Consider the following 26,943-nt stretch of genomic DNA (forward strand, 5'->3'; position numbering starts at 1 on the left):
TTACTGAGCAGCCGGCGTCCTGAGCTTTTCCAACACAGTTAGTGGAGAGATCACCTTGGTAGAGTACGTAGTTTCCCTCGATAAGCTCGGCGTCCATGATGTAGAGCACGTGGGGGGCAAGAACGCATCCCTCGGCGAGATGATCAGTAATCTTGCAGGCGCTGGTGTGTCGGTGCCCGGTGGTTTCGCCACCACGGCCCAGGCTTACCGCGATTTCCTCGAACTGAGCGGCCTCAACGCTCAGATCCACGCCGCGCTGGACGCCCTGGACGTCGATGACGTCAATGCCCTGGCCAAGACCGGTGCCCAGATCCGCCAATGGATCATGGAGGCCGAGTTCCCCGAGAAGCTCAACGAAGAAATCCGCACCGCCTTCGCCGCGCTGTCGGCCGGTAACCCGGACGTCGCCGTTGCCGTGCGCTCCTCGGCCACCGCCGAAGACTTGCCGGACGCTTCCTTCGCCGGCCAGCAAGAAACCTTCCTGAACATCCGCGGCGTTGAAAACGTGATCCGTGCGGCCAAGGAAGTGTTCGCCTCGCTGTTCAACGACCGCGCCATTTCCTACCGTGTGCACCAAGGTTTCGACCACAAGCTGGTGGCCCTGTCTGCCGGTGTGCAGCGCATGGTGCGTTCGGAAACCGGCACTGCTGGCGTGATGTTCACCCTCGATACCGAATCGGGCTTCCGTGACGTGGTGTTTATCACCGGCGCCTACGGCCTGGGCGAAACCGTCGTACAAGGCGCGGTCAACCCCGACGAATTCTACGTACACAAGCACACCCTTGAAGCCGGCCGCCCGGCCATCCTGCGCCGCAACCTGGGCAGCAAGGCCATCAAGATGATCTACGGCGACGAGGCCAAGGCCGGTCGCTCGGTGAAAACCGTTGAAGTCGACAAGGCCGAACGCGCGCGCTTCTGCCTGACCGACGCTGAAGTCAGCGAACTCGCCAAACAAGCGATGATCATCGAAAAGCACTACAAGTGCCCGATGGACATCGAGTGGGCCAAGGACGGTGACGACGGCAAGCTGTACATCGTGCAGGCCCGTCCGGAAACCGTGAAAAGCCGCACCTCGGCCAATGTCATGGAACGCTACCTGCTCAAAGAAACCGGCACCGTGCTGGTGGAAGGCCGTGCCATCGGCCAGCGCATCGGCGCCGGCAAGGTGCGGATCATCAAGGACGTGTCCGAAATGGATAAAGTCCAGCCAGGCGACGTGCTGGTTTCCGACATGACCGACCCGGACTGGGAACCGGTGATGAAGCGCGCCAGCGCCATTGTCACCAACCGTGGCGGGCGTACCTGCCACGCGGCGATCATCGCCCGTGAACTGGGCATCCCTGCAGTCGTGGGCTGCGGCAACGCGACCCAGCTGTTGAAAGACGGCCAAGGCGTCACTGTTTCCTGCGCCGAAGGCGACACCGGTTTCATCTTTGAAGGCGAGCTGGGCTTCGATATCAAGCAGAACTCCATCGACGCCATGCCGGACCTGCCGTTCAAGATCATGATGAACGTCGGCAACCCGGACCGCGCCTTTGACTTCGCGCAACTGCCAAACGCCGGTGTGGGCCTGGCCCGCCTGGAGTTCATCATCAATCGCATGATCGGCGTGCACCCCAAGGCTCTGTTGAACTACGACGGCCTGCCGTTGGACATCAAGGAAAGCGTCGACAAGCGTATCGCCGGCTACAACGACCCTGTTGGCTTCTACGTCGAGAAGCTGGTGGAAGGCATCAGCACCCTGGCGGCGGCGTTCTACCCGAAAAAGGTCATCGTGCGTCTGTCGGACTTCAAGTCCAACGAATACGCCAACCTGATCGGCGGCAAGCTTTACGAGCCGGAAGAAGAAAACCCGATGCTGGGCTTCCGTGGCGCCTCGCGCTACATCAGCGAAGCGTTCCGTGACTGCTTCGAACTCGAATGCCGCGCCCTCAAGCGCGTGCGCAACGAGATGGGCCTGACCAACGTCGAGATCATGGTGCCGTTCGTACGCACCTTGGGCGAAGCGAGCCAGGTGGTGGACTTGCTGGCTGAGAACGGCCTGTCCCGTGGTGAGAACGGCCTGCGCGTGATCATGATGTGCGAGCTGCCGTCCAACGCCATCCTGGCCGAAGAATTCCTGGAGTTCTTCGACGGCTTCTCCATCGGCTCCAACGACCTGACCCAGCTGACCCTGGGCCTGGACCGTGACTCCGGGATCATCGCGCACCTGTTCGACGAGCGAAATCCTGCGGTCAAGAAGCTGCTGGCCAACGCCATCCAGGCCTGCAACAAGGCCGGCAAGTACATCGGTATCTGCGGCCAAGGCCCTTCCGACCATCCTGACCTGGCCAAATGGCTGATGGAACAGGGCATCGAAAGCGTCTCGCTGAACCCCGATTCCGTGCTGGAAACCTGGTTCTTCCTGGCGGAAGGCCAAGCGTCCGCCTAAGATCGTCACGTCAAAAGTGCCGGTCACCCGTCGTGGGTGACCGGCATTCTTATCTGTACAGGGCGGGCCTCCTCGCGGACGCCGCCCTTTTTTGTGCAAGAGCATTATGCAAAGCAGCAGCAACCTGTTTCCCGTCGCCCTGATCAGCGCTGAACGTCGTGGCGACCTGAGTGAAGACGTGTATCGCCTCAAACCCGGTAACAGCCCCGACGGCACCGTCGAGCTGGCGGTTACCCGTTTAGGCCTGGCCGACGTCCCGGAAAACCGGGGCATCCCAGTTATTTTATTGCACGGCAGTTTTTCCAACCGGCGCTTCTGGTATTCGCCCAAGGGGATCGGCCTGGGCGCCTACCTGGCGCGCGAGGGGTTTGATGTCTGGATCCCGGAAATGCGCGGTCATGGCCTGTCCAAGCGCAATCATGACTACGCCCGCAACCGCGTCGCTGACTATGCACGTTACGATTTGCCGGCCATCGGCGCATTCGTGCGTGAACAAAGCGGGCAGATTCCCCACTGGATCGGCCATTCCCTGGGTGGCACCAGCTTGGCAGCGGCGCTAGGCGGTCAGCATCTGGGCGCGCCGGCCGTAGCTTCGGTGGCGCTGTTTGGTTGTCAGGTCAGTCGCACCCATTGGCCGTTGAAACTGCCACCAGTGGAGTGGACCGGCCGCTTGCTGTTGAAGCGCTTTGGCGAAGTGTCCGGCTCGCGCCTGAAACGTGGCCCCGAGGATGAACCGGCGGGCGTGATGATCGAAGCCATGCGCTGGAATGGCCTGTTTGGTCGCTTTGGCGAAGGTAAGAACGATTGGTGGAAAGGCTTGGCAGAGGTCGATGTGCCGCTGTTGGCGGTCAGTGCAGCCGGGGATCATCAAGACCCCGACTGGGCCTGTCGCAAGCTGTTCGAGCAAGTCGGTTCCGAGCACCGTCAGTACCTGTGCCTGGGCCGACAGCAAGGCTTTACAGGGGATTTTGGGCATGTGGAGATGCTGGTGAGCAAAGCCGCCCAGGCCGAAGTGTGGCCATTGGTGGCGCAGTGGTTGAAAGATCCGCTCACACCGTTGTCCGGTGCGCAGGCGCAGGTGTTGGCCACGGTTTGACGCAGCGCTCTGCCAAGGGCGTTTCGCTCGAGTGTGGTTGCGGCTAAGATATGACGCGTTAAACGCTTCTGGTCATATTCAGTCGCGCAGTGGCTATTGCGTTGCGGCGAGGCGAATGGGATGTTTCGCACCTGCTCTGGCTGGCGCTTCTTTCGAAAGACACCTCTTTGACGGAAAGGAATTTTTCAATGAACCATTACGTGACCCCCGATCTGTGCGACGCCTACCCGGACCTGGTGCAGGTGCTCGAACCGATGTTCAGCAACTTCGGCGGCCGGGATTCCTTCGGCGGCGAGATCGTCACCGTCAAATGCTTCGAAGATAACTCCCTGGTCAAGGAACAAGCCGATCAGCCGGGGGCCGGCAAGGTGCTGGTGGTCGACGGTGGCGGCTCCCTGCGTCGGGCGCTGCTGGGCGACATGATCGCCGAGAAAGCGGCGAAAAACGGTTGGGAAGGGCTGGTGATCTACGGTTGCATCCGCGATGTGGACGTCATTGCCCAGACCGATCTGGGGGTACAGGCCTTGGCCAGCCATCCGATGAAGACCGACAAGCGCGGTATTGGCGATTTGAACGTGGTTGTTACTTTCGCGGGTGTGACCTTTCGTCCGGGTGAATACATCTACGCCGATAACAATGGCGTGATCGTTTCTCCCAGCCCGCTGAAAATGCCCGAATAAGACAGGAGTAAGGATGTTCGAGGAAGAAAACGCGCAATGGGGCCTGGTGCATGCCCTGGTGCTGGACGGTAAAGGCGGTGCGCGTTCGATTGCCCGGACAGAGCTCGACGATTTGCAACTGCAGCCCCAGGAAAGCCTGTGGCTGCATTGGGATCGCAGCCATCCGCAAACCCAGACGTGGCTGCGCAAATCCAGCGGCTTGAGCGAATTTGCCTGTGACTTGTTGCTGGAAGAGAACACCCGTCCGCGCCTGTTGCCGCTGCCGGACTCGGAACTGCTGCTGTTCCTGCGCGGGGTCAACCTAAACCCCGGTGCGGAGCCGGAAGACATGGTCTCGGTACGCATCTTTGCTGCCGCCAGCCGCGTGATTTCTCTACGCCTGCGCCCGTTGCGCGCCACTGACGAACTGTTGGTGCAACTGGCGGACGGCAAGGGGCCTAAGACCGCGTCGGAACTCATCCTTTATATGGCGCAGTACCTGACCAATAAAGTGCAGGATCTGGTCTCCGACCTGTCTGAAATCGTCGACGCCGAGGAAGAAAAACTCGATACCGACGAACGGTATACGCCGGAACATGGCAGCGTGTTGCAGATCCGCCGACGAGCGGCTGGGCTGAAGCGATTTTTGGCGCCGCAGCGAGATATTTTTGCCCAGCTCACGCGGATCAAATTGCCGTGGTTCTGTGACGACGATGCCGACTACTGGAACGAATTGAACAACAGCCTGACCCGCTACCTGGAAGAACTCGAATTGACCCGGGAGCGCGTGGGGCTTGTGCTGGAGGCCGAAGACCGGCGTTTGAGCGTGCGCATGAACCGCACCATGTACCGCTTCGGGATCATCACCGGAATCTTTCTTCCGATGAGTTTTTTGACCGGTCTGCTGGGGATCAATGTGGGCGGTATTCCGTTCTCCGCCAGCCCCTATGGATTCATGGTGGCGTGCCTGTTGATGGTCTCGGTTGCACTCGGACAATGGTGGCTTTTTCGACGATTGCGCTGGGTTTGAGCTGAATATGACCTGAACGTACGTACGGTCCTATGTGACCTCAAGAATTTTACCCTCGTCTTTTAAATCACTTGCGAGAGGTCTTTATGCACGATCCGTTCGAACAGTCTTTGCGTGACATGCTCAATGCCTCGCCGTCCAACCGCGACGACGATGCCTGCCTGGGCCGCGTGTTGAAAACCGCCAACCGCCAAGTCGGTGCGGGTGACCTGTTCGGTCTGCTCGGCCGCTGGCTGCCAGCGTTGATGATGGCCCTGAACAACGGTTCGGCCCATGTATCGCCGGTTTCCCGTCGTAAACCTCTTGCTCGCACTGCTGATAAGGCTGATTGAATATGGAACTTGATCTCTGGACCCAGAGCCTGGTCACCGCGATGACCGCATTGTGGACCAAGGTGGCGAACTTCATTCCCAACCTGTTTGGTGCCCTGGTCCTGGTATTGCTGGGCTTTGTCGTGGCCAAGCTGCTCGACACCCTGCTGTCCAAACTGCTCGCAAAACTGGGCCTGGATCGCCTGATGGCGGGCACCGGACTGACCAAACTGCTGGGTCGTGCCGGGCTGCAAGTGCCGATCTCTACCTTGATTGGCAAGATCGTTTATTGGTTTGTTTTGCTGATTTTTCTGGTTTCTGCGGCTCAATCCCTTGGACTTGAGCGAGTTTCAGCTACGCTCGACATGCTGGCGCTGTATTTGCCGAAGGTTTTCGGCGGCGCGCTGGTGCTGCTGGTAGGCGTTTTGCTGGCGCAACTGGCCAATGGGCTGGTGCGCGGCGCCGCTGAAGGCGTGGGGCTGGACTATGCTGCGGGCCTGGGGCGAATTGCCCAGGGCCTGGTGATCATCATCAGTATTTCAGTCGCGATCAGCCAGTTGGAGGTCAAGACTGACCTGCTCAACCATGTGATTGTGATCGTTTTGATTACCGTTGGTCTGGCCGTTGCGCTGGCCATGGGCTTGGGAAGCCGGGAAATTGCCGGTCAGATTCTTGCGGGAATCTACGTGCGTGAGTTGTATCAGGTTGGGCAACAGGTGCGTGTGGGCGAGGTCGAAGGGCAAATCGAGGAGATCGGCACAGTCAAGACGACAGTGCTGACCGATGACGGCGACCTGGTGTCGCTGTCCAATCGGATTCTCCTGGAACAGCAGGTCAGTAGCCGCTAATCCGGCAAACCCTGCTAATGTACGCCGCCGCAAACCCGGCTGACCGGGTTGTGGCGGACATTGACCTGACTGTCGGCACGACTTGTTTTGAATAAAGCCCAAACGCTGTCCACGCGCTATGACCCCCGTGAGCTCTCTGATGAGGAGTTGGTCGCGCGCGCGCACACGGAGCTGTTTCACGTAACTCGCGCGTACGAAGAATTGATGCGCAGATATCAACGCACTCTGTTCAACGTTTGTTCAAGGTATTTAGGGAACGATAGAGATGCGGATGATGTCTGTCAGGAAGTGATGCTCAAGGTGCTGTACGGCCTGAAGAACTTCGAGGGCAAATCGAAGTTCAAGACGTGGCTATACAGCATCACGTACAACGAGTGCATCACGCAGTATCGGAAGGAACGGCGAAAGCGTCGCTTGATGGACGCGTTGAGTCTGGACCCCCTTGAGGAAGCGTCTGAAGAGAAGGCGCCGGCACCCGAGGAGAAGGGCGGACTTGATCGCTGGTTGGTGTATGTGAACCCGATTGACCGGGAAATTCTGGTGCTACGATTTGTCGCAGAGCTGGAATTTCAGGAAATCGCTGACATCATGCACATGGGTTTGAGTGCTACAAAAATGCGTTACAAACGTGCTCTTGATAAATTACGTGAGAAATTTGCGGGCGAGACTGAAACTTAGTGCGTGGCAAATATCTCTTACGTGTAGGCAAGTTCTGTTAGACTTGTCGCCGAGTTGTCCCCCGGTTTGTGGGACTGCTTTACAATCACCAGATGGGGATTTAACGGATGAAACTGAAAAACACCTTGGGCTTGGCCATTGGTTCTCTTATTGCCGCTACTTCTTTCGGCGTTCTGGCACAAGGCCAAGGCGCAGTTGAAGGCGAGCTGTTCTACAAGAAGCAGTACAACGATAGCGTCAAGCACATCGAAGACGGCTTCAATCCTGGCGCTCGCATCGGTTACTTCCTGACCGACGACCTGTCCTTGAACCTGTCCTACGACAAGACCAACCACACCCGTTCGAACGACGGTACTGGTAACCAGAAGATCAAAGGCGATACCGGCAGCCTGGTTGCCCAGTATCACTTCGGTCAAGCTGGCGTAGACAGCCTGCGTCCATACGTTGAAGGCGGTTTCGGCCACCAGAGCCGTACTAACGTTCAAGCTGACGGCCACAGCGGTCGCGACCAGACTACCTTCGCTACCGTTGGTACTGGCGTGAAGTACTACTTCACCAACAACCTGTACGCTCGTGCCGGTGTTGAAGCTGACTACGGTCTGGACAACGGCAAGTGGGACTACTCCGCACTGGTCGGCCTGGGCGTAAACTTCGGCGGTAACGCTGGCGCAGTTGCTCCAGCTCCTACCCCAGCACCAGCTCCAGAGCCAACTCCAGAGCCAGAAGCTCCAGTTGCTCAGGTTGTTCGTGTTGAGCTGGACGTTAAGTTCGACTTCGACAAGTCGGTTGTTAAGCCTAACAGCTACGGCGACGTTAAAAACCTGGCCGACTTCATGGCTCAGTACCCAGCTACCAACGTAGAAGTTGCTGGTCACACTGACTCCGTCGGTCCAGACGCTTACAACCAGAAGCTGTCCCAGCGTCGTGCTGACGCTGTTAAGCAAGTCCTGGTTAAAGACGGCGTTGCTCCTAGCCGCATCACCGCGGTAGGTTACGGCGAATCCCGCCCAGTTGCTGACAACGCAACTGAAGCTGGTCGTGCTGTTAACCGTCGCGTAGAAGCGTCGGTAGAAGCTCAAGCTCAGTAATTACTGAGTGGTAGAAAAAAGCCCGGCTTAGGCCGGGCTTTTTTTCGCCTGGAATTTGCCTCAGGCAGTAGCTGCTGCGAGGTATGCGGCCTGTTCGCTGCCGGCGACACGGCCGATCACCAGGATTGCCGGGCTCTTCAAGGCAAATGCCTGTGCATCTTCATGCATACGCCATAGTTCGCTGCGGCATTCCCTTTGCTGGGGCAGCGATGCATTCTCGATCATCGCCACCGGCATATCCGCCGCCATTCCGCCGTCGAGCAGTTGCTGGCGGATTTCCTCCAGTTTCGCCACGCCCATGTACACCACCAACGTAGTCCCGCCCTCGGCCAGGGCGCGCCAATTCAGGCGGCTGTCGTCCTGGGTATGCGCCGTGACCAAGGTCACGCCACGACTCACCCCACGCAACGTCAACGGCACCGCGCAATTCGTCGCGCCCGCCAGGCCTGCGGTAATACCGTTGACCAATTCCACCTCGACACCCTGTTCACGCAGCCACATCGCCTCTTCGCCGCCGCGTCCGAAAATGCACGGGTCGCCGCCTTTGAGCCGCACCACGCATTTGCCCTGGCGCGCATAGCGCAGCATCAGGCGGTGGATAAAGTCCTGCGGGGTCGACCGGCAGCCGCCGCGTTTGCCCACTGTGACCACGCGCGCGTCCGCGCAATGTTCCAGCACTGCCGGGTTGACCAAGTCATCGATCAGCACCACATCGGCCTCACGCAGGGCGCGTACCGCCTTGAGGGTCAGCAGTTCCGGGTCACCCGGACCCGCGCCTACCAGCCAGACTTTTGCATTCATAGGGTGTTCCTCGTCCAGGGATGACGTCAGCGGTGAAAGAGTGAGTACAACAGCACCAGATTGATCAATAACGAGAGCAGCGCCAGCGTGCGCCAGACCTTCATGGGCTCCCGCTCCAGCAAAGGCCGGGGGCGAATGCTCATTTCCTGGCGGTCAGCCTGTTCCAGCACGCGCAACCACTCTTCGGCGGTTTCATAGCGATGGGCGGGTTGGGCCGCCACGGCCCGTTCCAGGCTGAGGGGCAGCCAATCCGGCAGGTCGGGACGGTAGCGGCTGGCGCTGACAGGCTGAGTAAACCGGGGCCGTTGGAAGGCCTCGATTTCGCCGTAGGGGTAATGTCCGGTCAGCAGGTAATACAAGGTAACGCCGACGCCGTATAAATCCTGTTGGGCCGTAGGACGCTCGCCGTTGAAGGCTTCAGGTGCAATAAAGCTGGGCGTGCCCGGCAGCGCATGAGCGCCGTCTTCCGACAGGCCTGGGCAATACGCCAGGCCGAAATCCAGCACTCGCAACTCTCCGTCGTCTCCCAGCAGCAGGTTTTCCGGCTTGATATCGCGGTGCAGGATCTGCCGCCGATGCAGCATGCCCACGGCCCGCAGCAAACGCTCGGCAATCGACTGCCACTGCGCCAAGGGCAAGGGGCCTTGATGTTGGAACAGTTCGGCCAGGGTCTGGCCGGAATAATCACGCATCACGTAGTACAAATGCTGGCGCCCGCTGCCGGCATGGACTTCAGGGAATGCCCGCCCCGCAACCCGGCGCAGAAACCATTCCTCCGATAGCAAGGCTTGGCCGGCATCGTGATCGTCGTCACGGCTCAACGGCAGGGTTTTCAACAGCCAGGGTTGTTGCTGGGCATCGCGCACCCGGTAAAGCAGTGATTGCCGGCTTTGCGCCAACACGCTCTCCACCTGCCAGCCTTCAAAGTGCTGCCCGGCTTTCAACAGCGGTGGCAGTGGCCATTGCTGCAACTGTACTAGCGCATCGCCGAGGGTGGCTGCGCCGAGGGCGTCGACACGCACCAACAGCGCGCTGGCATTGTCCTGGCTACCCGCCAGGTGTGCGGCGTTGACTAGGGTGTTGACCGCCACATCCAGGTTGGTTTGCTCGCGCAAAATCGCCTGGATACTGTGATCGCCCAGCGTTGCCCACACGCCATCACTGAGCAGCAGGAAACATTCGCCTTCACGCAACTGGCCATCGAGAAAATCCACCACCAGATGTTGATCCAGGCCAAGGGCGCGCTTGAGCACATGCTGCATGCCCGGTTGCTCCCAGACGTGATCCTCGGTGAGGCGCTGCAATTGGCCGTCGAGCCAACGATACGCTCGGCAATCGCCGACATGCGCCAGGGTGAAGCGCTGGCCGCGAAACACCAGCGCACTCAGGGTGGTCAACAGAGGCTGACCACCGCCATTGGCTTGCAACCAGCGATTCTGTGCCAGCAGCAAACGCTCCAAGGCCTGGGCCACGCCCCAGGTTTGCGGCGTGGCGTAGTAATCCAGGGCCAGTGCCTGCAAGGTCGAGCGCGCGGCCAGGCCGCCGTCGGCGCACTGGCTTACGCCGTCGGCGATGGCGCACAGATAGCCTTTGCTCGCCGCCAGTTCGGCCACGGGTGTGACCACCCGCAACGCGTCCTGGTTTTCCGCCCGAGGGCCAATGGCACTGGCCTGGGCGACGCTCAGTTGCAGGCTCATCAGACCCGCGCAGCCGTCACGGCAGCCGAGCCCCAGGTGGTTCTCCAGCGACGCTTAACGCCGTGCAGGCCGAACCAGGCCAATACGCCCAGGCTGGCGAACAACCACAACGCCATCTGATAGCTGCCGGTACTTTGTTTGATCGCGCCCATGCCGGCTGCCAGGGCAAAGCCGCCGATACCGCCAGCCATGCCGATCAGGCCGGTCATCACGCCGATCTCACGGCGGAAACGCTGCGGCACCAATTGGAATACTGCGCCATTTCCTGCGCCGAGCCCCAGCATGGTGCAGACGAAAAGCGCCAGCGCTGCGTAGGAACTCGGCAGGTTGAAACCCACCGCCGCGATGCAGATCGCCGCCACGCTGTACATGCCCAGCAAGGTCCGAATCCCGCCGAAGCGATCCGCCAACGCGCCACCCAGCGGGCGCATCAGGCTGCCGCCGAACACGCAGGCGGCGGTGTAGTAGCCGGCTGTCACCGGGCTCAGGCCGTATTGGTCATTGAAATAGCCGGGCAGGGCGCTTGCCAGGCCGATAAAGCCGCCGAAGGTCACGCTGTAGAAAAACATGAACCACCAACTGTCACGGTCACCCAGGGCCTTGAAGTAGTCGGCCATGGACTTGGCCTTCGGGCGTTCCGGGGCATTGCGTGCCAGCCAGGCAAAGACGATCAGGGTCAGCACCAGGGGGATCAGCGCGAAGCCGAACACGTTGCTCCAGCCAAAGGCGGCCGCCAATACCGGTGCCAGCAACGCGGCGAACACGGTGCCGGAGTTCCCCGCACCGGCGATACCCATCGCCTTGCCCTGATGTTCAGCCGGGTACCACTGGGAGGCCAGGGGCAGTGCAACGGCAAACGAGGCGCCGGCCATACCAAGGAACACGCCCAGCAACAGCGCTTGTTCGTAGCTATGGATCCCGAGTTTCCAGGCGCCGAACAGGGCGCAGATCACAATCACCTGGCCAATCAGGCCTGCCGTCTTGGGCGATAGCTTGTCCGCCAGCATGCCCATCAAAAAGCGCAAAATCGCACCCGCGAGGATCGGCGTTGCGACCATCAGGCCACGCTGCTGAGTGGTCAGGTGCAGGTCGGCGGCAATCTGTATCGCCAAGGGGCCCAGCAGGTACCAGACCATGAAGCTCAGGTCGAAATACAGGAACGCGGCAAACAAGGTCGGGGTGTGCCCGGATTTCCAGAAGCTTGATTTCATCACGCACCTCAACGGTTGGGGGTCTTGTAAGAAGGCCAAAACGAAAAAACGCCGCCACCGGGTTCGCGAGGGCAAACCGGGTGTGCGACGTCTTTGTCGGGGAGGGGCAACCGCCGTTGGCTACCTGTGGTGAATGCTTAGCAAGAGCTGCGCCAAATCAGCCGAGCAACTCGCTCATGGCGATAATCTGCTCCGCCACCTGGATCAGCTTCTGCTGGCGGCTCATGGCCTGGCGGCGCATCAGGGTGTAGGCCTCTTCCTCGTTGCAATCCTTCATTTTCATCAACATGCCCTTGGCCAACTCGATACGTTTGCGCTCGGCCAACTGCTGGTCGCGGGCTTGAAGCTGCGCGCGCAAGGCCTGATCGCTTTCGAAGCGGGCCATGGCCACGTCAAGGATCGGCTGCAGGCGCTGGGCCTGGATGCCTTCGACGATGTAGGCGCTGACGCCGGACTTGATCGCCTGGCGCATCACGTTCGGGTCGTGTTCGTCGGTGAACATCACAATGGGCCGGGGTTGGTCACGGCTGACCAGCACCACTTGCTCCATCACATCGCGCCCCGGTGACTCGGTATCGATCAGGATCACATCCGGGCGCACCGTTTCGACGCGTGCGGGCAGGTCAATGGTCAGGCCGGACTCGTCGATCACGTCAAAACCGGCTTCGATCAGCGCAGTCCTGAGTCGGCCTACCTTGCGTGGGGTGTCGTTGATCAGCAGGATTCGCAGCATGGGGTCCTCCTGTCAGCGCAAGGCTTGGCGGTGGGTCGGATCGGCCAGCGCATGCAGCCGGAAGCTGCGGGCATAGCCAGCGGGGTCGGAACCGTCCCAGATTTTGCCGTCGATCAGTTGGCTGCTGCGCATGTCCTGGTCGTTCGTGGCGATCCCCAGTCCATCGGCGGCCTGGCGATACAGCGCCAGTTGCTGCACCTGGCGCGCAACGCCGAGGTAGTCGGGGTCTTCGCGCAACAAACCCCAGCGCCGGAACTGGGTCATGAACCACATGCCGTCAGAGAGGTAGGGGAGGTTGACCTCACCGTCGGCAAAAAAACGCAGCGCGTGGGGATCCTGCCACTGATTGCCCAGGCCGTCGTCATAGATCCCCAGCAGGCGCGGCTCGATGCAGTCGAGCGGGGCATCGAGGTATTCGCGGCCACTGAGCAGTTGTGCGGTGGAGCGGCGGTTTTCGCGGCTTTCTTCGATAAACCGACTGGCTTCCAGGATTGCCCTCACCAGCACGCGTGCCGTGTTCGGGTTTTGATCCACGAACGCCTGGGTGCAGCCGAGCACCTTTTCCGGATGATCCGGCCAGATCGCCTGGGTCGTCGCCAGGGTAAACCCTTGGTTCTGTTTGACCGCGCTGGCGCACCAGGGCTCGCCGACGCAAAACCCATCGATGCGCCCGGCTTGCAGGTGCGCAACCATTTGCGGTGGTGGGACCACTACGCTGTCCACATCCTGTAATGGATGAATGCCCTGGCTTGCCAGCCAGTAATACAGCCACATCGCATGGGTGCCTGTGGGAAATGTCTGGGCGAAGGTCAGTTTTGTTCGACTTTGGTGCACGTGGCGATCCAGCGCCTCAGGAGTGATCACCCCCTGTTGTTGCAAACCGTGGGACAGGTTGATGCTCTGGCCGTTCTGGTTGAGCCCCATCAACACGGCCATGTCGGTGGGCGCGACACCGCCGATACCCAGGTGCACGGCGTAGATCAGCCCGTACAGGCTGTGGGCGGCGTCCAGTTCGCCGCTGACCAGTTTGTCGCGCAGGTTGGCCCAGGACGATTGGCGCTTGAGGTTCAAGGTCAGGCCATAGGGTTGCGCGAAGCCCTGGGTGGCCGCCACCACCATCGAGGCGCAGTCACTCAAGGCCATGAAGCCCAGGTCGAGGCTGCCTTTTTCCGGTGCATCACTGCCGTTGACCCAGGCCAGCGGGTCGTTCATCGGGCTGTTGCCCACCGAATCGTTCATCTACACCTACCTTTTCTTTCAAAAAAAAGCGTCGTTCCCTCAGATGGCGATGTAAGCCAATGCGGGTAACGACGCCTTTGTCCGTAAGCTCGCTCCGCCGTTGGTGCGTGCTCTGATACAGAGTTCATAGCAAGGCACATGCCACGGCCGAGTGGGCCTGGAGAGTCATCAACTTTCCATCAAGATTGAAAGCGGGCGGGCTCTCAGTATGGCGACTCTCCCACTGCCAGACCGCCGAGGAACGCCCACGGTGTACGCCGAAGTCCCAGCAACGATGCCTCGCCTCTGGCTATACCGCCGACTGTTGTTTGTCGCGCTGCTCTTGATCAACACGCGGGCCTGGGGCGAGCTTTATCAAGCGCAGGACGAAAGCCTGCATACCGTGTTCACTGCGCTGTCGGTGCCACTTGGGTTGCCCATCGTTGTGAGTCGCGAAGTCGCACGCAAACGCCTCAGCGCAGCACTGGATTTCGATGCGCCACAACAGGCCCTGGAGGCGCTTGCACTTGAGCAAGGGTTGATCTGGTACAGCGACGGGCAAGCGCTGCATGTCTATGACGCAGGCGAAGCAAAAAGTTCTGCGGTGACCTTGCGGCATATCTCGGTCGACAGGCTACGTAGCCTGATGCGCCGCTCCGGCCTCGATGAATCACGTTATCCATTGCGTGAAAGTGGAGCGCGCACGTTCTATGTGTCCGGCCCACCGAATTATATCGACCAGGTACTGCGCCTGGCTCAGTTGATGGACCGGAAAAGGGCTGACTTGCGAGTGGGCGTTCAGTCCTTTGCCGTCGTCCAAGTGCTCAATACCGATGTGGTGGATCGACAGTACGGCACGCGCGACAACCCGGTCACCGTGCCGGGGATGGCGACGATGATCGAGACCCTGTTGGCCAGCGAGCAAAAGGGGGGGCTCTCGGACAAGAGCCTGGGCGTGATCGCGTACCCGGACAGCAACAGCCTGTTGATCAAGGGCAAGCCGGCCCAAGTGAGTTTCATCCAGAAACTGGTGGCGGAACTCGACGTGCCCAAGCGAGCGATCGAGGTCTCGCTGTGGCTGGTGGATGTTGAACGCGATGAATTGAAGAAACTGGGCCTGGACTCGGATGAAGAACCGAAGGCGTCGACCACGCGAGTCTTGGCCCCCTTGGACGATAGCCTCCTCATGGCGAAGGTCGCTGCATTGGAGCGTCGCCGACGAGCGAAGCTAACCACCTTGCCGGTGATCCTCACCCAGGAGAATGTGCCGGCGGTGTTCCAGGACAACCATACGTTTTACATGCCGCCCCGCGGAGACGATCGCGCCGACTGGAAACCGCTGCGTTATGGCACCCAGGTCAGCGTGCTGCCGCGTTTTGCGCAGGGTAACCAGATTGAAATGCGCCTTGAGGTGGACGAAGGGCGCCAGATGAGTGAGGCGGGGCGGCGTGAAAAAAACGCGGCGGTGGGGCGGGTGGGCATCAACAGCGTGGTCCGAGTGCCTCAGGGCAGACGCCTATGGCTGGGTGCGTTTCAGCGGGAATCAGAAGGGCGGGGAGCAGGTCGTCCAGCCCAAGTACGCCTGTTTGTGATCCAGGCCAGGGCGGTGGGTAGCGAGTTGAAGGGGTTGGAAGAGGCAGGAGGGCCACCACCCCTGACTGCGGCGCAATACGAGCGTGTCCAGCGTGCGTTTGTACGACCGCAGCGCGATGTCTCACCGTAAACAAGGTGTTAACTCATGCATCTGGAAATTCTTCTACAGGAACAACTGATCAGCCGCAGGCGGCTGGCTGCCTTTGCGCCCGGAAAGGTGTTGCCGCTGATGCCGGAGATCATCCACTGCGTGGAGGTTCGGGTGAATGGGCAGTTGTTGGCGTTGGGCGAGTTGGTGCAATTGGAAGACCGGCTAGGGGTTGAACTGCATGAGGTGTATCAGACGTGGTTGCCTGGAGGAGGGTAGCGAAATGTCCTACGGCGCGATGTCAAAAAACGCCTGATGTATGGGTTTTTTCCTCGGGTGAGCAGTGAGGCAGGTTTTTATAGTCATGACATGGGCACATGAGCCAGTGATTGAAATGAGGACGTCAATGTCAGTAGTCGGAGGTCGGGATAGCGTCATGGATGATGGAGGGACGACGACTTCCCTGCTTTTTGCGCATTGGACTTTGCATGACCATGGTCGCCTGACGGGGGAGGGTTCGGATGTCCAGTTGCCGCCTAAGGAATGGCGGGTGTTACGGCTGTTGCTGGTCTCCGGTGGTGCGTTGATGACCAAGGATCGCTTGTTGGAACTGGCTTGGCCCCAGGAAGAGGTCGCCGAGGAGTCCTTGACTCGCTGCATTTATTCATTGCGCAAGTACCTTGGTGCCGATAAGGGGTTTATCAAGACGATCTACGGTCGGGGGTATCGTTTCACCTGCCCGGTGAGTGCCATGTCTGATCGTGCGGAGCAGGTGTGTTCCGCCTGCGGCCGAGCCAGCCAGGGGGTGTTGAAACGTGGCTAGGTTCTGGAGCAAGGGCTGGCTGCTGGGTGCCTTGATGGCCAGCAATCAAGCTTTGGCCTACTGCTGGGAGGAGGCTGCCAGTCAATACAGCATCGAGCCGGAGTTGCTGCAGGCGATCGCGGTCGTGGAGTCGGGTAATCGTGCGCAAGCGATAAATCGCGCCAACCGTAATGGCACGTGGGACATCGGTCTGATGCAAATCAACAGCATCCACCTGCCACGCTTGCTGAAGCAGGGCATTACCGAGGATCGCTTGATCAATGAGCCCTGCCTGTCGGTTGAGGTGGGGGCTTCGATCCTGGCCGAGTTCATCCAGCGCTTTGGCTACAACTGGACGGCAGTGGGTTCCTACAACGTGGGGACAGGCACCGGGCCCGAGCGTGAGGCGTTGCGCATGCAGTATGCGCAGAAAATATGGGCGTATTACGAGCAGTTGGTCGCGCACCGTTACTGACGATTGAGGTTCACGCCTCGCGCGCTACCTGTCACCCCGGCTATAATCGCCGCCACCTTTCGCCGCCACCGAGTCTAGCCCGCCCATGTATACCCTGGCCCGCCAGCTGTTGTTCAAACTTTCCCCGGAAACTTCCCACGATCTGTCCCTGGACCTGATCGGTGCCGGTGGACGCCTGGGGCTCAATGGCCTGGTATGCAAGGCACCGGCGAAAATGCCGGTCTCGGTGATGGGGCTCGACTTCCCCAACCCGGTCGGGCTGGCGGCCGGTCTGGATAAAAACGGTGCGGCCATCGATGGCTTTGCGCAGCTGGGTTTCGGTTTCGTCGAAATCGGCACCGTGACCCCGCGACCACAGCCGGGCAACCCCAAGCCGCGCATCTTCCGCCTGCCGGAAGCCGAGGCGATCATCAACCGCATGGGCTTCAACAACCTGGGCGTTGATCATCTGCTGTCGCGGGTTCAGGCGGCGAAGTACAAGGGCATCCTCGGTATCAATATCGGCAAGAACTTCGATACGCCGGTCGAGCGTGCCGTCGACGATTACCTGATCTGCCTGGACAAGGTCTACGCCCACGCCAGCTACGTCACGGTCAACGTCAGCTCGCCCAACACCCCGGGCCTGCGCAGCCTGCAGTTCGGTGATTCCCTCAAGCAATTGCTCGAAGCCCTGCGCCAGCGCCAGGAAGACCTGGCCGTGCGCCATGGCAAGCGCGTGCCACTGGCGATCAAGATTGCCCCGGACATGAGCGACGAAGAAACCGTACTGGTCGCCCAAGCCCTGGTGGACTCGGGCATGGACGCGGTGATCGCGACCAACACCACCCTCAGCCGCGTAGGTGTCGAAGGCTTGGCCCATGGTGACGAGGCGGGTGGCCTGTCGGGTGCGCCGGTGCGTGAGCAGAGCACCCATATCGTCAAGGTGCTGGCCGCCGAGCTGGCTGGACGTTTGCCGATCATCGCCGCAGGAGGCATCACCGAAGGCAAGCACGCAGCCGAGAAGATCGCCGCGGGTGCCAGCCTGGTGCAGTTGTACTCTGGGTTTATCTACAAGGGCCCGGCGTTGATCCGCCAGTCGGTGGACGCGATCGCAGCATTACCGAAACAGTAGGAGTCCGGCTTGCCGGTGATGGCGTATCCAAGATCAACCTCGATTCCTAAGGCCTCATCGCCGGCAAACCGGCTCCTACAGGCCCATTAAAAAGGGCTCCATTAAGGAGCCCCCTGGGCCGAAGCCCGCCGCCCGGATAGGACGTGCGTGGTTAAGTCGTTACATCTTCATCGGTGATGATGTCGGAATGAGTTGCCCTTGATTAGCCGACGGCGTGAAGTTCGTTGAGTCTGTGGATTCCCGCAGTGCCAGTCATACCGTCCCAGTTGTCGCCGCGTCCTTCTCGCCAGCCGTTGATCCAGGCTTGGCGTACCGACGGTAGAGTAAATGGGCAAAGCTCACGGGATTTGCCATGAACGCCATATTGATATCCGCGTAAAAATGCTCTTTCCAACGGATCACGCTTAAGTCTTCTCATAGGGTGTTTCCCTCACTTGTTGACTGTCTTGATATCCTTCGGCCCCGCGTGGGGCCGGGCAGAGTTTTTCTGCCGTTGGTGGGCTCGCTGCCGGCGTGGCGAGCCTATGTGTCGGCGTCGTTACGGCGCCAACCTGTGTTGAGTTCTAACCAATAGGTCACATGGATTCAATGATCGTTTTGTCATAAGCACGTAACGATAACGATGCTATAGCCATAAGCTGGGATGGCTTTTCGCCCCATTTATCTGGCAAAGCCAGCTATGATGCACCCTGCAAAGAGGATGGGTTTAATCCTTTAGTGAGAATGTCCGCTCGTTGCAGTCGGTTATTATTCGACGAAGGGTCGGAATATTTCTTTTTGTTACAGCTAATTGTTATCTGCCCCGTCAATAAAGGCCCAAGGGCCTGTCGGACGGGGTGGGACGGCACATTCGTGCCACGCGAGCACTCTTCAAGAAAAGTGCTTGATTGAAAACCGAGCCGGCGATGCGTCGCCCGTTCATTTATTGCTGAAAAGCCTGGAATGCCCCATGTCGGACCGTTTTGAACTCTTCCTCACCTGCCCCAAGGGCCTCGAAGGCCTGCTGATCGAGGAAGCCGTCGGGCTTGGCCTTGAGGAAGCCCGCGAGCACACCTCGGCCGTGCGCGGCATGGCCGACATGGAAACCGCCTACCGCCTCTGCCTCTGGTCGCGCCTGGCCAACCGCGTGCTGCTGGTGCTCAAGCGCTTCCCGATGAAGGACGCCGAAGACCTCTACCACGGCGTGCTGGACATCGAGTGGGCCGACCACATGGTGCCGGACGGCACCCTGGCCGTTGAGTTCAGCGGTCACGGCTCGGGCATCGACAACACCCACTTCGGCGCGCTGAAGGTCAAGGATGCGATCGTCGACAAGCTGCGCACCCCGACCGGCGAACGCCCGTCCATCGACAAGATCAACCCGGACCTGCGCATCCACCTGCGCCTGGACCGTGGCGAAGCCATCCTGTCCCTCGACCTGTCCGGCCACAGCCTGCACCAGCGCGGTTACCGTCTGCAGCAGGGCGCGGCACCGTTGAAGGAAAACCTGGCCGCGGCGATCCTGATCCGTGCCGGCTGGCCGCGCATTGCCGCTGAAGGCGGCGCGCTGAGCGACCCGATGTGCGGCGTGGGCACCTTCCTGGTGGAAGGCGCGATGATCGCCGCCGACATGGCGCCCAACCTGAATCGTGAACTGTGGGGCTTCACCACCTGGCTGGGTCACGTCCCGGCGCTGTGGAAGAAGCTGCACACAGAAGCTGCTGAACGTGCCGCCATCGGCATGAACAAGCCGCCACTGTGGATCCGAGGCTACGAAGCCGACCCACGGTTGATCCAACCCGCGCGCAACAACATCGAACGCGCTGGCCTGAGCCATTGGATCAAGGTGTACCAGGGCGAAGTCGGCACTTTCGAGCCGCGTCCGGACCAGAACCAGAAAGGCCTGGTCATCTGCAACCCGCCGTACGGCGAGCGTCTGGGTGACGAAGCCAGCCTGTTGTACCTCTACCAGAACCTCGGCGAGCGTCTGCGCCAGGCCTGCATGGGCTGGGAAGCGGCGGTGTTCACCGGTGCGCCGGACCTGGGCAAGCGCATGGGCATCCGCAGCCACAAACAGTATTCGTTCTGGAACGGCGCGTTGCCGTGCAAGCTGTTGCTGATCAAAGTCAATCCGGAGCAGTTCGTCACCGGCGAGCGTCGTACCCCGGAACAGCGCCAGGCTGAGCGTGAGCAAGCCGCTTACGATCAAGCCCCGGCTGAGCCGCAAGAGCGCCAGTACAACAAGAACGGCAACCCGATCAAACCTGCTCCGGCCCCGGTGGTCGAGCAGGCGCGCCTGAGCGAAGGCGGGCAGATGTTCGCCAACCGCCTGCAGAAGAACCTCAAGTTGCTGGGCAAGTGGGCCAAGCGCGAAGGCGTGGATTGCTACCGTGTGTACGATGCCGATATGCCGGAATACTCCATGGCCATCGACCTGTACCACGACTGGGTCCACGTGCAGGAGTACGCTGCGCCGAAGTCCATCGACCCGGAAAAAGCCTCCGCGCGGATGTTCGATGCGCTGGCCGCGATTCCCCAGGCACTGAACATCGACAAGAGCCGCGTGGTGGTCAAGCGTCGCGAGCGTCAGAGCGGCACCAAGCAGTACGAGCGCCAGAGCGCCCAGGGCAAGTTCACCGAAGTCAGCGAAGGCGGCGTGAAGTTGCTGGTCAACCTCACCGATTACCTGGACACCGGCCTGTTTCTCGACCACCGCCCAATGCGCATGCGCATCCAGAAAGAAGCCGCCGGCAAGCGCTTCCTCAACCTGTATTGCTACACCGCCACTGCCAGTGTGCACGCGGCCAAAGGCGGCGCGCGCAGCACCACCAGCGTCGATCTGTCCAAGACCTATCTGGACTGGGCGCGTCGCAACTTCTCCCTCAACGGTTTCTCCGACAAGAACCGCCTGGAGCAGGGTGATGTGATGGCGTGGCTGGAGGCCAGCCGCGATGAGTTCGACCTGATCTTCATCGACCCGCCGACCTTCTCCAACTCCAAGCGCATGGAAGGCATCTTCGACGTGCAGCGCGATCACGTGCAGTTGCTCGACCTGGCCATGGCGCGCCTGGCACCGGGCGGCGTACTGTATTTCTCGAACAACTTCCGCAAGTTCGCGCTGGAGGACAACCTCAGCGAACGTTATGCGGTCGAGGAAATCAGCGACAAGACCATCGACCCGGATTTCGCGCGTAATGCGAAGATCCACCGGGCGTGGAAAATCACCGCGCGCTGATCGTTGCCACTAAAAGAGCCGCAAGCCTGGATTATTCCGGGCTTGCGGCTTTTTTACGCTGGTCAAACCCAGGGCCGATGGCTATAACTTAAGGCCTAGCCAAAGTGACACCCCCCGCACGCTGGCGTTGTGAGTGTTGCCTATGCCGTTGCAAGCCGTACGCCCGAAAATCCTAGGCTTTATCAGTGAGCAGGCGTCGGCTTGGCTGGTGGCATTGGTGGTGTTACTGGCAGGGTTTGCCTTGACGGCGATTGTCGCCTGGGCGGCCGCCGACCTCTATCAGCAACAGGTGCGCCAGCGCTTTCAATTGCTGGTCAATGAGCGCTACACCCGCCTGCAGGAACGTTTCGAAGACCAGGAGCAACGGCTGAACAGCCTGCGGCGCTTCTTCGTCAATTCCGATGACGTGTCCCGCGAAGAATTCGACGGTTTTGCCCAGCCTTTGTTGTTGCGCGCCCGTGCGTACTCCTGGGCGCCACGGGTGTACCGCGAACAGCGCAGCCAGTTTGAGCAAGACGTCTCCCGCCAGCGCGGCCTGCCTTTCGTGATCCGCGAACTGAATACAGCCGGTGAGCTGGCCCCTGCGCCCCAGCGTGACGAATACGTGCCGGTGCTGTACAGCCAGACCCAAAGCCTGTTGGGCGCGCCCCTTGGCTTTGATCTTTTGGCCCAGCCCTTGCGGCGTTCAACCCTTGAGCGTGCGCAAAAGACCGGCAAGCTGGCGGTGTCCCAGCCCATGCAATTGGTGGGAGTGGAGCCGGCCTATGCCACCGGGGTTTTACTGGTCGCGCCGGTGAGTCACCTGCCCACCTCCGATCAGTCGCAGAACGAGCCCTACGGCTATGTGATGGCAGTGATCAGCATGCGCCAGTTGGTGGCCGACGGTCTGCCCAAGCCGGAGCGGGACAACCTGGTGATGCAGATCATCGACACGTCCGACCTGCAGAAACGCGTGCTCTTCGAATCCAGCAATGACGTCGGTAGCAGCGACCTGGTCGGTGCGCGTCGTCTCACGCTGGGTGACCATGTGTACGCCTTGAAACTGCGCCCCAGCCAGGTGTTCGACCAGGCCAACCATTCCTCGCTGAACACTATCCTGACCATGGGCTGCCTGCTCAGCCTGCTGCTCAGTGCCTTGCTCTATGTGCTGGTAAGCCAGCGTCAGCGCGCCGTGAAGCTGGTGGAGCAGCGCACTGCCCAGTTGCGCCTGCGTGAACAGGAATTGCGCGGTGCCCATGGCCAATTGCGCAGCGTGCTGAACGCCGCGACCCAGGTGGCGATCATTGCCACCGACCTGCGCGGCGTCATCAATACCTTCAACGCCGGCGCCGAGCAGATGCTGGGTTTCAAGGCCGAGCACGTGGTAGGCACGCACACGTTGGAGAGCCTGCACCTGGCTTCGGAGCTGGAAGCGCGCGCGGCCAGCCTGAGTGTGGCGTTGGGCAAGCGTATTCCCGCCAGCCAGGCGATGCTGGTGGAAAGCCCGGACACCCTGCACGAAGCCCGCGAATGGAGCTTGATCCGCGAAAACGGCACTCAGTTGACCGTGAACATGCTGGCCACGGTGTTGCTGGACGACCATGGTTTGTGGATCGGCCACTTGGCGATTTACCTGGACATCACCGAACAGAAACGTGCCTACGAGGCCTTGGCGGCCCGCGACCGCCTGCTCAAGAAACTCAGCGCCCATGTGCCCGGCGGGATCTTCCAGTTCACCCTGGAGCCCCAGGACAACTGGAAATTCATCTACGCCAGCGACGGCATGCGTGACATCTATGAAATCGAACCCAAGGTGTTGCAGCAGGATGCGAATAAAGTGTTCGAGCGCATCCACCCGTTGGATGCGGAGCGGGTGCGCGCTTCGATTCGCTTGTCAGCATTGCAGTTGAGCCATTGGCGCGAGGAATACCGCGTGTTGTTGCCGCAACGCGGCCTGCGTTGGATTCGTGGCGAGGCGACGCCGGAAGAGTTACCCGCAGGCGGTACGTTGTGGCATGGGTACGTGTCGGATATTTCCGATCTGAAGCGGGTGGAAGAAGAACTGCGTGCGCTGTCCATCACCGACTCTTTGACTGGGATTCATAACCGCCGCTATTTCCAGGATCGTCTCAAGGCCGAAATGGTGAGGCTCAATCGCACCTCGGGTAACTTGTCGGTGATCATGCTGGATATCGATCACTTCAAACGCATCAACGACCAGCACGGGCATGCCGTGGGCGATGGGGTGCTGCAGGAACTGTGCAAGCGCATCAGCCAGCGCCTGCGCCGCACCGATGTGTTCTGCCGCCTGGGCGGCGAGGAGTTCATGGTGCTGTGCCCGCACACCGATGGTGCACAGGCCTACAGCCTGGCGGTGGAGTTGTGGACGTCGCTGCGCAGTGCGCCGATGGAACCGGTGGGCATCGTCACCGCCAGCTTTGGCGTGGCCAGTTGGCGGGTGGATGAGGGCATTGACGGGTTGCTGCTGCGCGCCGACTCGGCCGTGTATGTGGCCAAGCAGGCGGGCAGGGATCGGGTGGAAGTTGTGGCGAGGGAGCTTGCTCCCGTTGGACCGCGCAGCGGTCCCGTTCAATAAATCAGAGGACTGGAGCGGCCGCCACTGCCTTCGGCTGACGATACAAGTCCAGCAGCACCTGATCCAGCACCGACGAAGCGCCCCATGGCTTCGGATCGTTGAGGATTGCCACCACGGCCCAGGTATTGCCGTTGTTGTCGCGGCTGAACCCGGCAATGGCACGTACGGTGTTCAAAGTACCTGTCTTGACGTGGGCTTCGCCGCGCATGGCAGTGGTCTTCAGGCGTTTGCGCATGGTGCCGTCAGTGCCGGCAATCGGCATCGAGCTGATGTACTCGGCGGCGTAAGGGCTTTTCCACGCGGCTTGCAGCATAGCCGCCATTTCGCGGGCGCTGACGCGTTCGGCACGCGACAGGCCAGAGCCGTTCTCCATCACCAGGTGCGGCGCGGTGATGCCTTTCTTCGCCAGCCACTGGCGCACCACACGTTGTGCCGCCTTGGCATCGTCGCCATCGGCGTCGTTGCGGAACTGCGCACCCAGGCTCAGGAACAACTGCTGGGCCATGGTGTTGTTACTGTATTTGTTGATGTCGCGGATGATTTCCGCCAGGTCCGGCGAGAAGGCCCGGGCCAGTACCTTGGCATCCTTGGGCACTGGCGCCTGGATGTCACGGCCCTGGATGGTGCCACCCAGTTCCTGCCAGATCGCGCGCACGGCGCCTGCGGTGTAGGTGGCGTGGTCGAGCAATGACAGGTAAGTCTGCGAGCTGCAGCCATCGGCCAATTGCCCGCTGACGGTGACGGTTACGCTGCCATCTGCGGCCGTGACCGGGTTGTAGCGCACATCGCCAGTGCACTGCTTGGCGTTGGAAACCTTGACCTGGTTGTCGATGCGGATGCTCGCAATCGGCGGTTCGACCGACACCAGCACGCGGCCGGAATCATTACGCGTCACAAAACGCAGGGCTTTGAGGTTGACCAGCAGCGCGTCCGGCTTGACCAGGAACGGTTTGTTCTCGTCGTTGCCATCGTCATTGAATTCCGGCAACAGCGGCTGGTTGAAGAAACCACGGTCCAGCACCAGGTCACCAGTGACTTGCTGCACGCCGTTGGCGCGCAGGTCGCGCATCAGCAGCCAGAGTTTTTCCATGTTCAGCTTGGGATCGCCGCCGCCCTTGAGGTAAAGGTTGCCGTGCAACACGCCACCGCTGAGGGTGCCGTCGGTGTAGAACTCGGTTTTCCACTGGTGATTGGGGCCGAGCATTTCCAGGGCCGCATAAGTGGTGACCAGCTTCATGGTCGACGCCGGGTTCACCGAGACGTCAGCGTTGAAGACAGTCGGCGTGCCCGGACCGTTCAGGGGGATCATTACCAAGGACAACGCAGTGTTTTGCAGCTTGGCTTTGGCCAGCGCCTGTTGAACATTGGGCGGCAGGGTGTTGTTGACGGGGGCGGCGGAGACGGAAAAGGCCAGTGGCAGAATAAGACCGGCGAAAAACACTGAACGCAAAGATTTGATCATAAGAAGTAAAACCCTACTGCTGAGGAGGGTGAAAAAGGCGAGGGGTAAATAAGAAAAATCCCTCAATGGTCATGAAAGTGTCGGCATTATGCCCCAAGGTGGATCCACTTGTAGCTGAACGATAGCTGGAATTCGGCGTTTTTTTACACGCAAAGTGCCGCCTGTCCCAGAGAGTCGGGCAATCGCCGCCTTAAACTGCTAAAGTGCCGCCCGTTATTACTTATGAGGATTGTTCCAATGGCGACTAACCGTTCCCAGCGTCTGCGCAAAAAACTGTGCGTTGATGAATTTCAAGAGCTGGGTTTCGAACTGAACCTGGACTTCAAAGAAGACCTGAGTGAAGAAGCTACCGACGCTTTCCTCGAAGCATTCATCAAAGAAGCCATGGAAGCCAACGGTCTGGGCTATGTTGGCGGCGATGACTTCGGTCTGGTTTGCCTGCAGAAGCGTGGCTCGGTCAACGAAGAACAGCGCGTAGCTGTTGAAAGCTGGCTCAAAGGCCGCAGCGAACTGAAAAGCGCTGAAGTCAGCCCGCTGCTGGACGTGTGGTATCCGGAAAAGCCGATCAACGCGGCTAAGTGATACTAAAAAAACGGCGACCTCAGGGTCGCCGTTTTTTTATGCCTTGCGCCAGTTCAGAATCAGCAACGTCAACACCCCCGCCACGATTCCCCAGAACGCCGACCCGATGGAAAACAGCGTCAAGCCAGACGCGGTGACCATAAAGGTGATCAGCGCCGCTTCTCGCTCCTTCGGCTCATTCATGGCGATGCTCAAGCCATTGATGATCGAGCCAAACAGTGCCAATGCCGCAATCGACAGCACCAGTTCCTTGGGCAAGGCTGCGAACAACGCCGCCAAGGTCGCGCCGAACACCCCGGCAATCCCGTAGAACACTCCGCACCACACGGCGGCGGTGTAGCGTTTGTTACGGTCTTCATGAGCATGGGGCCCGGTGCAGATGGCTGCGCTGATCGCCGCCAGGTTGATGCCGTGGGAGCCGAACGGCGACAGCACCAGTGAGGCCAGGCCGGTGGCGGTGATCAGCGGCGAGGCGGGCACGTTGTAACCGTCGGCCCTGAGCACGGCGACGCCGGGCATGTTCTGCGACGTCATCGCCACGACGAATAGCGGGATGCCGATGCTGATGGTGGCAGCCAGCGAGAAGTGCGGCGTGGTCCACACCGGCGTCGCCACTTCCAAGTGAAAACCACTGAAGTCCAGCAACCCCATCAATCCGGACAATACGGTGCCGATCACCAATGCCGCCAGCACCGCATAACGCGGCGACAGGCGCTTGATCACCAGGTACGTGAAGAACATCCCCAGCACCAGCCCGGTGCGATGCTGCGCGGCGACGAAGATCTCGCTGCCGATCTTGAACAGAATCCCTGCCAGCAAAGCGGCCGCCAGCGACGCCGGGATGCGCTTGACCAGTTTTTCAAAGCTGCCGGTCAGCCCGCAGATCGTCACCAGCACGGCGCAGGTAATATAGGCACCGATGGCCTCGCCATAACTCACACCGCCCAGGCTGGTGATCAGCAGTGCCGCGCCCGGCGTCGACCAGGCAATGGTGATCGGTGTGCGATAGCGCAGGGACAAGCCGATGCTGCACACCGCCATGCCGATGGAAATCGCCCAGATCCATGAAGAAATCTGCGCGGTGGTCAAACCGGCGGCTTGCCCGGCCTGAAACATCAGGACCAGGGAGCTGGTGTAGCCGGTCATCATGGCGATGAAGCCGGCGACAACGGCCGACGCAGACGTGTCGGCCAGCGGGCGCAAAGGCGCTTGGGTGGCGTCGTTCATGGAGAGGTGTTCC

The 26,943-nt window shown here is 60.4% G+C and carries 24 protein-coding genes; 16 read left to right on the forward strand and 8 right to left on the reverse strand.

Annotation, left to right across the window (positions count from 1 at the left end):
- Positions 1-55: 55 nt before the first annotated feature.
- The 8 genes from ppsA to EJ576_RS14115 all read left to right on the forward strand — a co-directional run bounded on the left by ppsA (position 56) and on the right by EJ576_RS14115 (position 8,141).
- A complete protein-coding gene (gene ppsA, locus EJ576_RS14080; RefSeq protein ID WP_028617515.1) occupies positions 56-2,431 on the forward strand; it encodes a phosphoenolpyruvate synthase in 2,376 nt (791 codons plus the stop codon).
- Between the two features lie 106 nt (positions 2,432-2,537).
- Positions 2,538-3,527, forward strand: coding sequence for an alpha/beta fold hydrolase (locus EJ576_RS14085; protein WP_122726536.1), 990 nt, complete (start codon positions 2,538-2,540; stop codon positions 3,525-3,527).
- Positions 3,528-3,715: 188 nt separating this feature from the next.
- Positions 3,716-4,207, forward strand: coding sequence for a ribonuclease E activity regulator RraA (gene rraA / locus EJ576_RS14090; RefSeq protein WP_028617513.1), 492 nt, complete (start codon positions 3,716-3,718; stop codon positions 4,205-4,207).
- 13 nt (positions 4,208-4,220) lie between these two features.
- A complete protein-coding gene (locus EJ576_RS14095) occupies positions 4,221-5,216 on the forward strand; it encodes a zinc transporter ZntB (RefSeq protein ID WP_016979263.1) in 996 nt (331 codons plus the stop codon).
- A gap of 86 nt (positions 5,217-5,302) precedes the next feature.
- Positions 5,303-5,548, forward strand: coding sequence for a hypothetical protein (locus EJ576_RS14100; RefSeq protein ID WP_005790375.1), 246 nt, complete (start codon positions 5,303-5,305; stop codon positions 5,546-5,548).
- A gap of 2 nt (positions 5,549-5,550) precedes the next feature.
- Positions 5,551-6,375 (forward strand): mechanosensitive ion channel domain-containing protein, encoded by an 825-nt coding sequence (locus EJ576_RS14105; RefSeq protein ID WP_003175519.1) that lies wholly within the window; start codon positions 5,551-5,553, stop codon positions 6,373-6,375.
- A gap of 87 nt (positions 6,376-6,462) precedes the next feature.
- Positions 6,463-7,053, forward strand: coding sequence for an RNA polymerase sigma factor SigX (sigX, locus tag EJ576_RS14110; protein ID WP_003175518.1), 591 nt, complete (start codon positions 6,463-6,465; stop codon positions 7,051-7,053).
- A 107-nt stretch (positions 7,054-7,160) separates the two neighbouring features.
- On the forward strand, positions 7,161-8,141 hold the full coding sequence (locus EJ576_RS14115) for an OmpA family protein (protein WP_010208496.1): 981 nt from the start codon (positions 7,161-7,163) through the stop codon (positions 8,139-8,141).
- A gap of 60 nt (positions 8,142-8,201) precedes the next feature.
- Here the strand turns inward: EJ576_RS14115 and cobA are convergent, their stop codons facing one another.
- The 5 genes from cobA to EJ576_RS14140 form a co-directional block, all read right to left on the reverse strand.
- The gene (gene cobA, locus EJ576_RS14120) at positions 8,202-8,942 is read right to left on the reverse strand and encodes a uroporphyrinogen-III C-methyltransferase (protein ID WP_028617511.1); all 741 of its coding nucleotides are present in this window, start codon (positions 8,940-8,942) and stop codon (positions 8,202-8,204) included.
- A gap of 26 nt (positions 8,943-8,968) precedes the next feature.
- Positions 8,969-10,639, reverse strand: a complete 1,671-nt coding sequence (locus EJ576_RS14125; protein ID WP_126570574.1) for a bifunctional protein-serine/threonine kinase/phosphatase — start codon at positions 10,637-10,639, stop codon at positions 8,969-8,971.
- Positions 10,639-11,850: a NarK/NasA family nitrate transporter gene (locus EJ576_RS14130; protein WP_016979267.1), complete on the reverse strand. Its 1,212-nt coding sequence runs from the start codon at positions 11,848-11,850 to the stop codon at positions 10,639-10,641. The genes EJ576_RS14125 and EJ576_RS14130 overlap by 1 nt, the downstream gene beginning before the upstream one ends.
- A 157-nt stretch (positions 11,851-12,007) precedes the next feature.
- Positions 12,008-12,583, reverse strand: coding sequence for an ANTAR domain-containing response regulator (locus EJ576_RS14135; RefSeq protein ID WP_010208501.1), 576 nt, complete (start codon positions 12,581-12,583; stop codon positions 12,008-12,010).
- Between the two features lie 12 nt (positions 12,584-12,595).
- The gene (locus EJ576_RS14140) at positions 12,596-13,822 is read right to left on the reverse strand and encodes a CmpA/NrtA family ABC transporter substrate-binding protein (protein WP_028617508.1); all 1,227 of its coding nucleotides are present in this window, start codon (positions 13,820-13,822) and stop codon (positions 12,596-12,598) included.
- A 274-nt stretch (positions 13,823-14,096) separates the two neighbouring features.
- On the opposite strand from EJ576_RS14140, the gene sctC reads away from it, so the two are divergent.
- The 5 genes from sctC (at position 14,097) to EJ576_RS14165 (ending at position 17,870) form a co-directional block, all read left to right on the forward strand.
- Positions 14,097-15,524, forward strand: coding sequence for a type III secretion system outer membrane ring subunit SctC (sctC, locus tag EJ576_RS14145; protein ID WP_126570575.1), 1,428 nt, complete (start codon positions 14,097-14,099; stop codon positions 15,522-15,524).
- A 15-nt stretch (positions 15,525-15,539) separates the two neighbouring features.
- On the forward strand, positions 15,540-15,761 hold the full coding sequence (locus EJ576_RS14150; RefSeq protein ID WP_095017238.1) for a FliM/FliN family flagellar motor switch protein: 222 nt from the start codon (positions 15,540-15,542) through the stop codon (positions 15,759-15,761).
- Positions 15,762-15,888: 127 nt separating this feature from the next.
- On the forward strand, positions 15,889-16,305 hold the full coding sequence (locus EJ576_RS14155) for a winged helix-turn-helix domain-containing protein (protein ID WP_240037336.1): 417 nt from the start codon (positions 15,889-15,891) through the stop codon (positions 16,303-16,305).
- The gene (locus EJ576_RS14160; protein WP_122726545.1) at positions 16,298-16,759 is read left to right on the forward strand and encodes a transglycosylase SLT domain-containing protein; all 462 of its coding nucleotides are present in this window, start codon (positions 16,298-16,300) and stop codon (positions 16,757-16,759) included. The genes EJ576_RS14155 and EJ576_RS14160 overlap by 8 nt, the downstream gene beginning before the upstream one ends.
- An 85-nt stretch (positions 16,760-16,844) precedes the next feature.
- A complete protein-coding gene (locus EJ576_RS14165) occupies positions 16,845-17,870 on the forward strand; it encodes a quinone-dependent dihydroorotate dehydrogenase (protein WP_126570576.1) in 1,026 nt (341 codons plus the stop codon).
- A gap of 202 nt (positions 17,871-18,072) precedes the next feature.
- Here EJ576_RS14165 and rmf read toward each other — a convergent pair whose 3' ends face one another.
- On the reverse strand, positions 18,073-18,288 hold the full coding sequence (gene rmf, locus EJ576_RS14170; RefSeq protein WP_002553055.1) for a ribosome modulation factor: 216 nt from the start codon (positions 18,286-18,288) through the stop codon (positions 18,073-18,075).
- A 531-nt stretch (positions 18,289-18,819) separates the two neighbouring features.
- Between rmf and rlmKL the strand changes: the two genes are divergently transcribed.
- Both rlmKL and EJ576_RS14180 read left to right on the forward strand, forming a co-directional pair.
- Positions 18,820-21,084, forward strand: coding sequence for a bifunctional 23S rRNA (guanine(2069)-N(7))-methyltransferase RlmK/23S rRNA (guanine(2445)-N(2))-methyltransferase RlmL (gene rlmKL / locus EJ576_RS14175; RefSeq protein ID WP_126570577.1), 2,265 nt, complete (start codon positions 18,820-18,822; stop codon positions 21,082-21,084).
- 142 nt (positions 21,085-21,226) lie between these two features.
- Positions 21,227-23,659, forward strand: coding sequence for a GGDEF domain-containing protein (locus EJ576_RS14180; RefSeq protein ID WP_126570578.1), 2,433 nt, complete (start codon positions 21,227-21,229; stop codon positions 23,657-23,659).
- Between the two features lies 1 nt (position 23,660).
- Here the strand turns inward: EJ576_RS14180 and dacB are convergent, their stop codons facing one another.
- Positions 23,661-25,121 carry a D-alanyl-D-alanine carboxypeptidase/D-alanyl-D-alanine-endopeptidase gene (gene dacB, locus EJ576_RS14185; RefSeq protein WP_016979276.1) on the reverse strand — a complete coding sequence of 487 codons (1,461 nt, stop codon included), beginning with the start codon at positions 25,119-25,121 and terminating at the stop codon, positions 23,661-23,663.
- 237 nt (positions 25,122-25,358) lie between these two features.
- Between dacB and EJ576_RS14190 the strand changes: the two genes are divergently transcribed.
- On the forward strand, positions 25,359-25,703 hold the full coding sequence (locus EJ576_RS14190; RefSeq protein ID WP_033900540.1) for a YggL family protein: 345 nt from the start codon (positions 25,359-25,361) through the stop codon (positions 25,701-25,703).
- Between the two features lie 36 nt (positions 25,704-25,739).
- Here the strand turns inward: EJ576_RS14190 and EJ576_RS14195 are convergent, their stop codons facing one another.
- Entirely contained in the window at positions 25,740-26,930 is a 1,191-nt protein-coding gene (locus EJ576_RS14195) for a benzoate/H(+) symporter BenE family transporter (RefSeq protein ID WP_122726553.1), read from the reverse strand.
- Positions 26,931-26,943 lie beyond the last annotated feature (13 nt).

Source organism: Pseudomonas sp. C 49-2, assembly GCF_003970195.1.
GTDB lineage: Bacteria > Pseudomonadota > Gammaproteobacteria > Pseudomonadales > Pseudomonadaceae > Aquipseudomonas > Aquipseudomonas canadensis.

Bases quoted from the DNA above. Each gene is read 5' to 3' on its own strand.
- EJ576_RS14095 (WP_016979263.1), top strand. From the start codon at position 4,221: ATGTTCGAGGAAGAAAACGCGCAATGGGGCCTGGTGCATGCCCTGGTG.
- EJ576_RS14105 (WP_003175519.1), top strand. From the start codon at position 5,551: ATGGAACTTGATCTCTGGACCCAGAGCCTGGTCACCGCGATGACCGCA.
- rraA (WP_028617513.1), top strand. From the start codon at position 3,716: ATGAACCATTACGTGACCCCCGATCTGTGCGACGCCTACCCGGACCTG.
- EJ576_RS14155 (WP_240037336.1), top strand. From the start codon at position 15,889: ATGTCAGTAGTCGGAGGTCGGGATAGCGTCATGGATGATGGAGGGACG.
- EJ576_RS14085 (WP_122726536.1), top strand. From the start codon at position 2,538: ATGCAAAGCAGCAGCAACCTGTTTCCCGTCGCCCTGATCAGCGCTGAA.
- EJ576_RS14140 (WP_028617508.1), bottom strand. From the start codon at position 13,822: ATGAACGATTCGGTGGGCAACAGCCCGATGAACGACCCGCTGGCCTGG.
- EJ576_RS14195 (WP_122726553.1), bottom strand. From the start codon at position 26,930: ATGAACGACGCCACCCAAGCGCCTTTGCGCCCGCTGGCCGACACGTCT.
- dacB (WP_016979276.1), bottom strand. From the start codon at position 25,121: ATGATCAAATCTTTGCGTTCAGTGTTTTTCGCCGGTCTTATTCTGCCA.
- EJ576_RS14190 (WP_033900540.1), top strand. From the start codon at position 25,359: ATGGCGACTAACCGTTCCCAGCGTCTGCGCAAAAAACTGTGCGTTGAT.
- EJ576_RS14135 (WP_010208501.1), bottom strand. From the start codon at position 12,583: ATGCTGCGAATCCTGCTGATCAACGACACCCCACGCAAGGTAGGCCGA.
- EJ576_RS14130 (WP_016979267.1), bottom strand. From the start codon at position 11,850: ATGAAATCAAGCTTCTGGAAATCCGGGCACACCCCGACCTTGTTTGCC.
- sctC (WP_126570575.1), top strand. From the start codon at position 14,097: ATGCCTCGCCTCTGGCTATACCGCCGACTGTTGTTTGTCGCGCTGCTC.
- rlmKL (WP_126570577.1), top strand. From the start codon at position 18,820: ATGTCGGACCGTTTTGAACTCTTCCTCACCTGCCCCAAGGGCCTCGAA.
- EJ576_RS14150 (WP_095017238.1), top strand. From the start codon at position 15,540: ATGCATCTGGAAATTCTTCTACAGGAACAACTGATCAGCCGCAGGCGG.
- cobA (WP_028617511.1), bottom strand. From the start codon at position 8,942: ATGAATGCAAAAGTCTGGCTGGTAGGCGCGGGTCCGGGTGACCCGGAA.
- rmf (WP_002553055.1), bottom strand. From the start codon at position 18,288: ATGAGAAGACTTAAGCGTGATCCGTTGGAAAGAGCATTTTTACGCGGA.
- EJ576_RS14100 (WP_005790375.1), top strand. From the start codon at position 5,303: ATGCACGATCCGTTCGAACAGTCTTTGCGTGACATGCTCAATGCCTCG.
- EJ576_RS14115 (WP_010208496.1), top strand. From the start codon at position 7,161: ATGAAACTGAAAAACACCTTGGGCTTGGCCATTGGTTCTCTTATTGCC.
- EJ576_RS14125 (WP_126570574.1), bottom strand. From the start codon at position 10,639: ATGAGCCTGCAACTGAGCGTCGCCCAGGCCAGTGCCATTGGCCCTCGG.
- EJ576_RS14165 (WP_126570576.1), top strand. From the start codon at position 16,845: ATGTATACCCTGGCCCGCCAGCTGTTGTTCAAACTTTCCCCGGAAACT.
- EJ576_RS14180 (WP_126570578.1), top strand. From the start codon at position 21,227: ATGCCGTTGCAAGCCGTACGCCCGAAAATCCTAGGCTTTATCAGTGAG.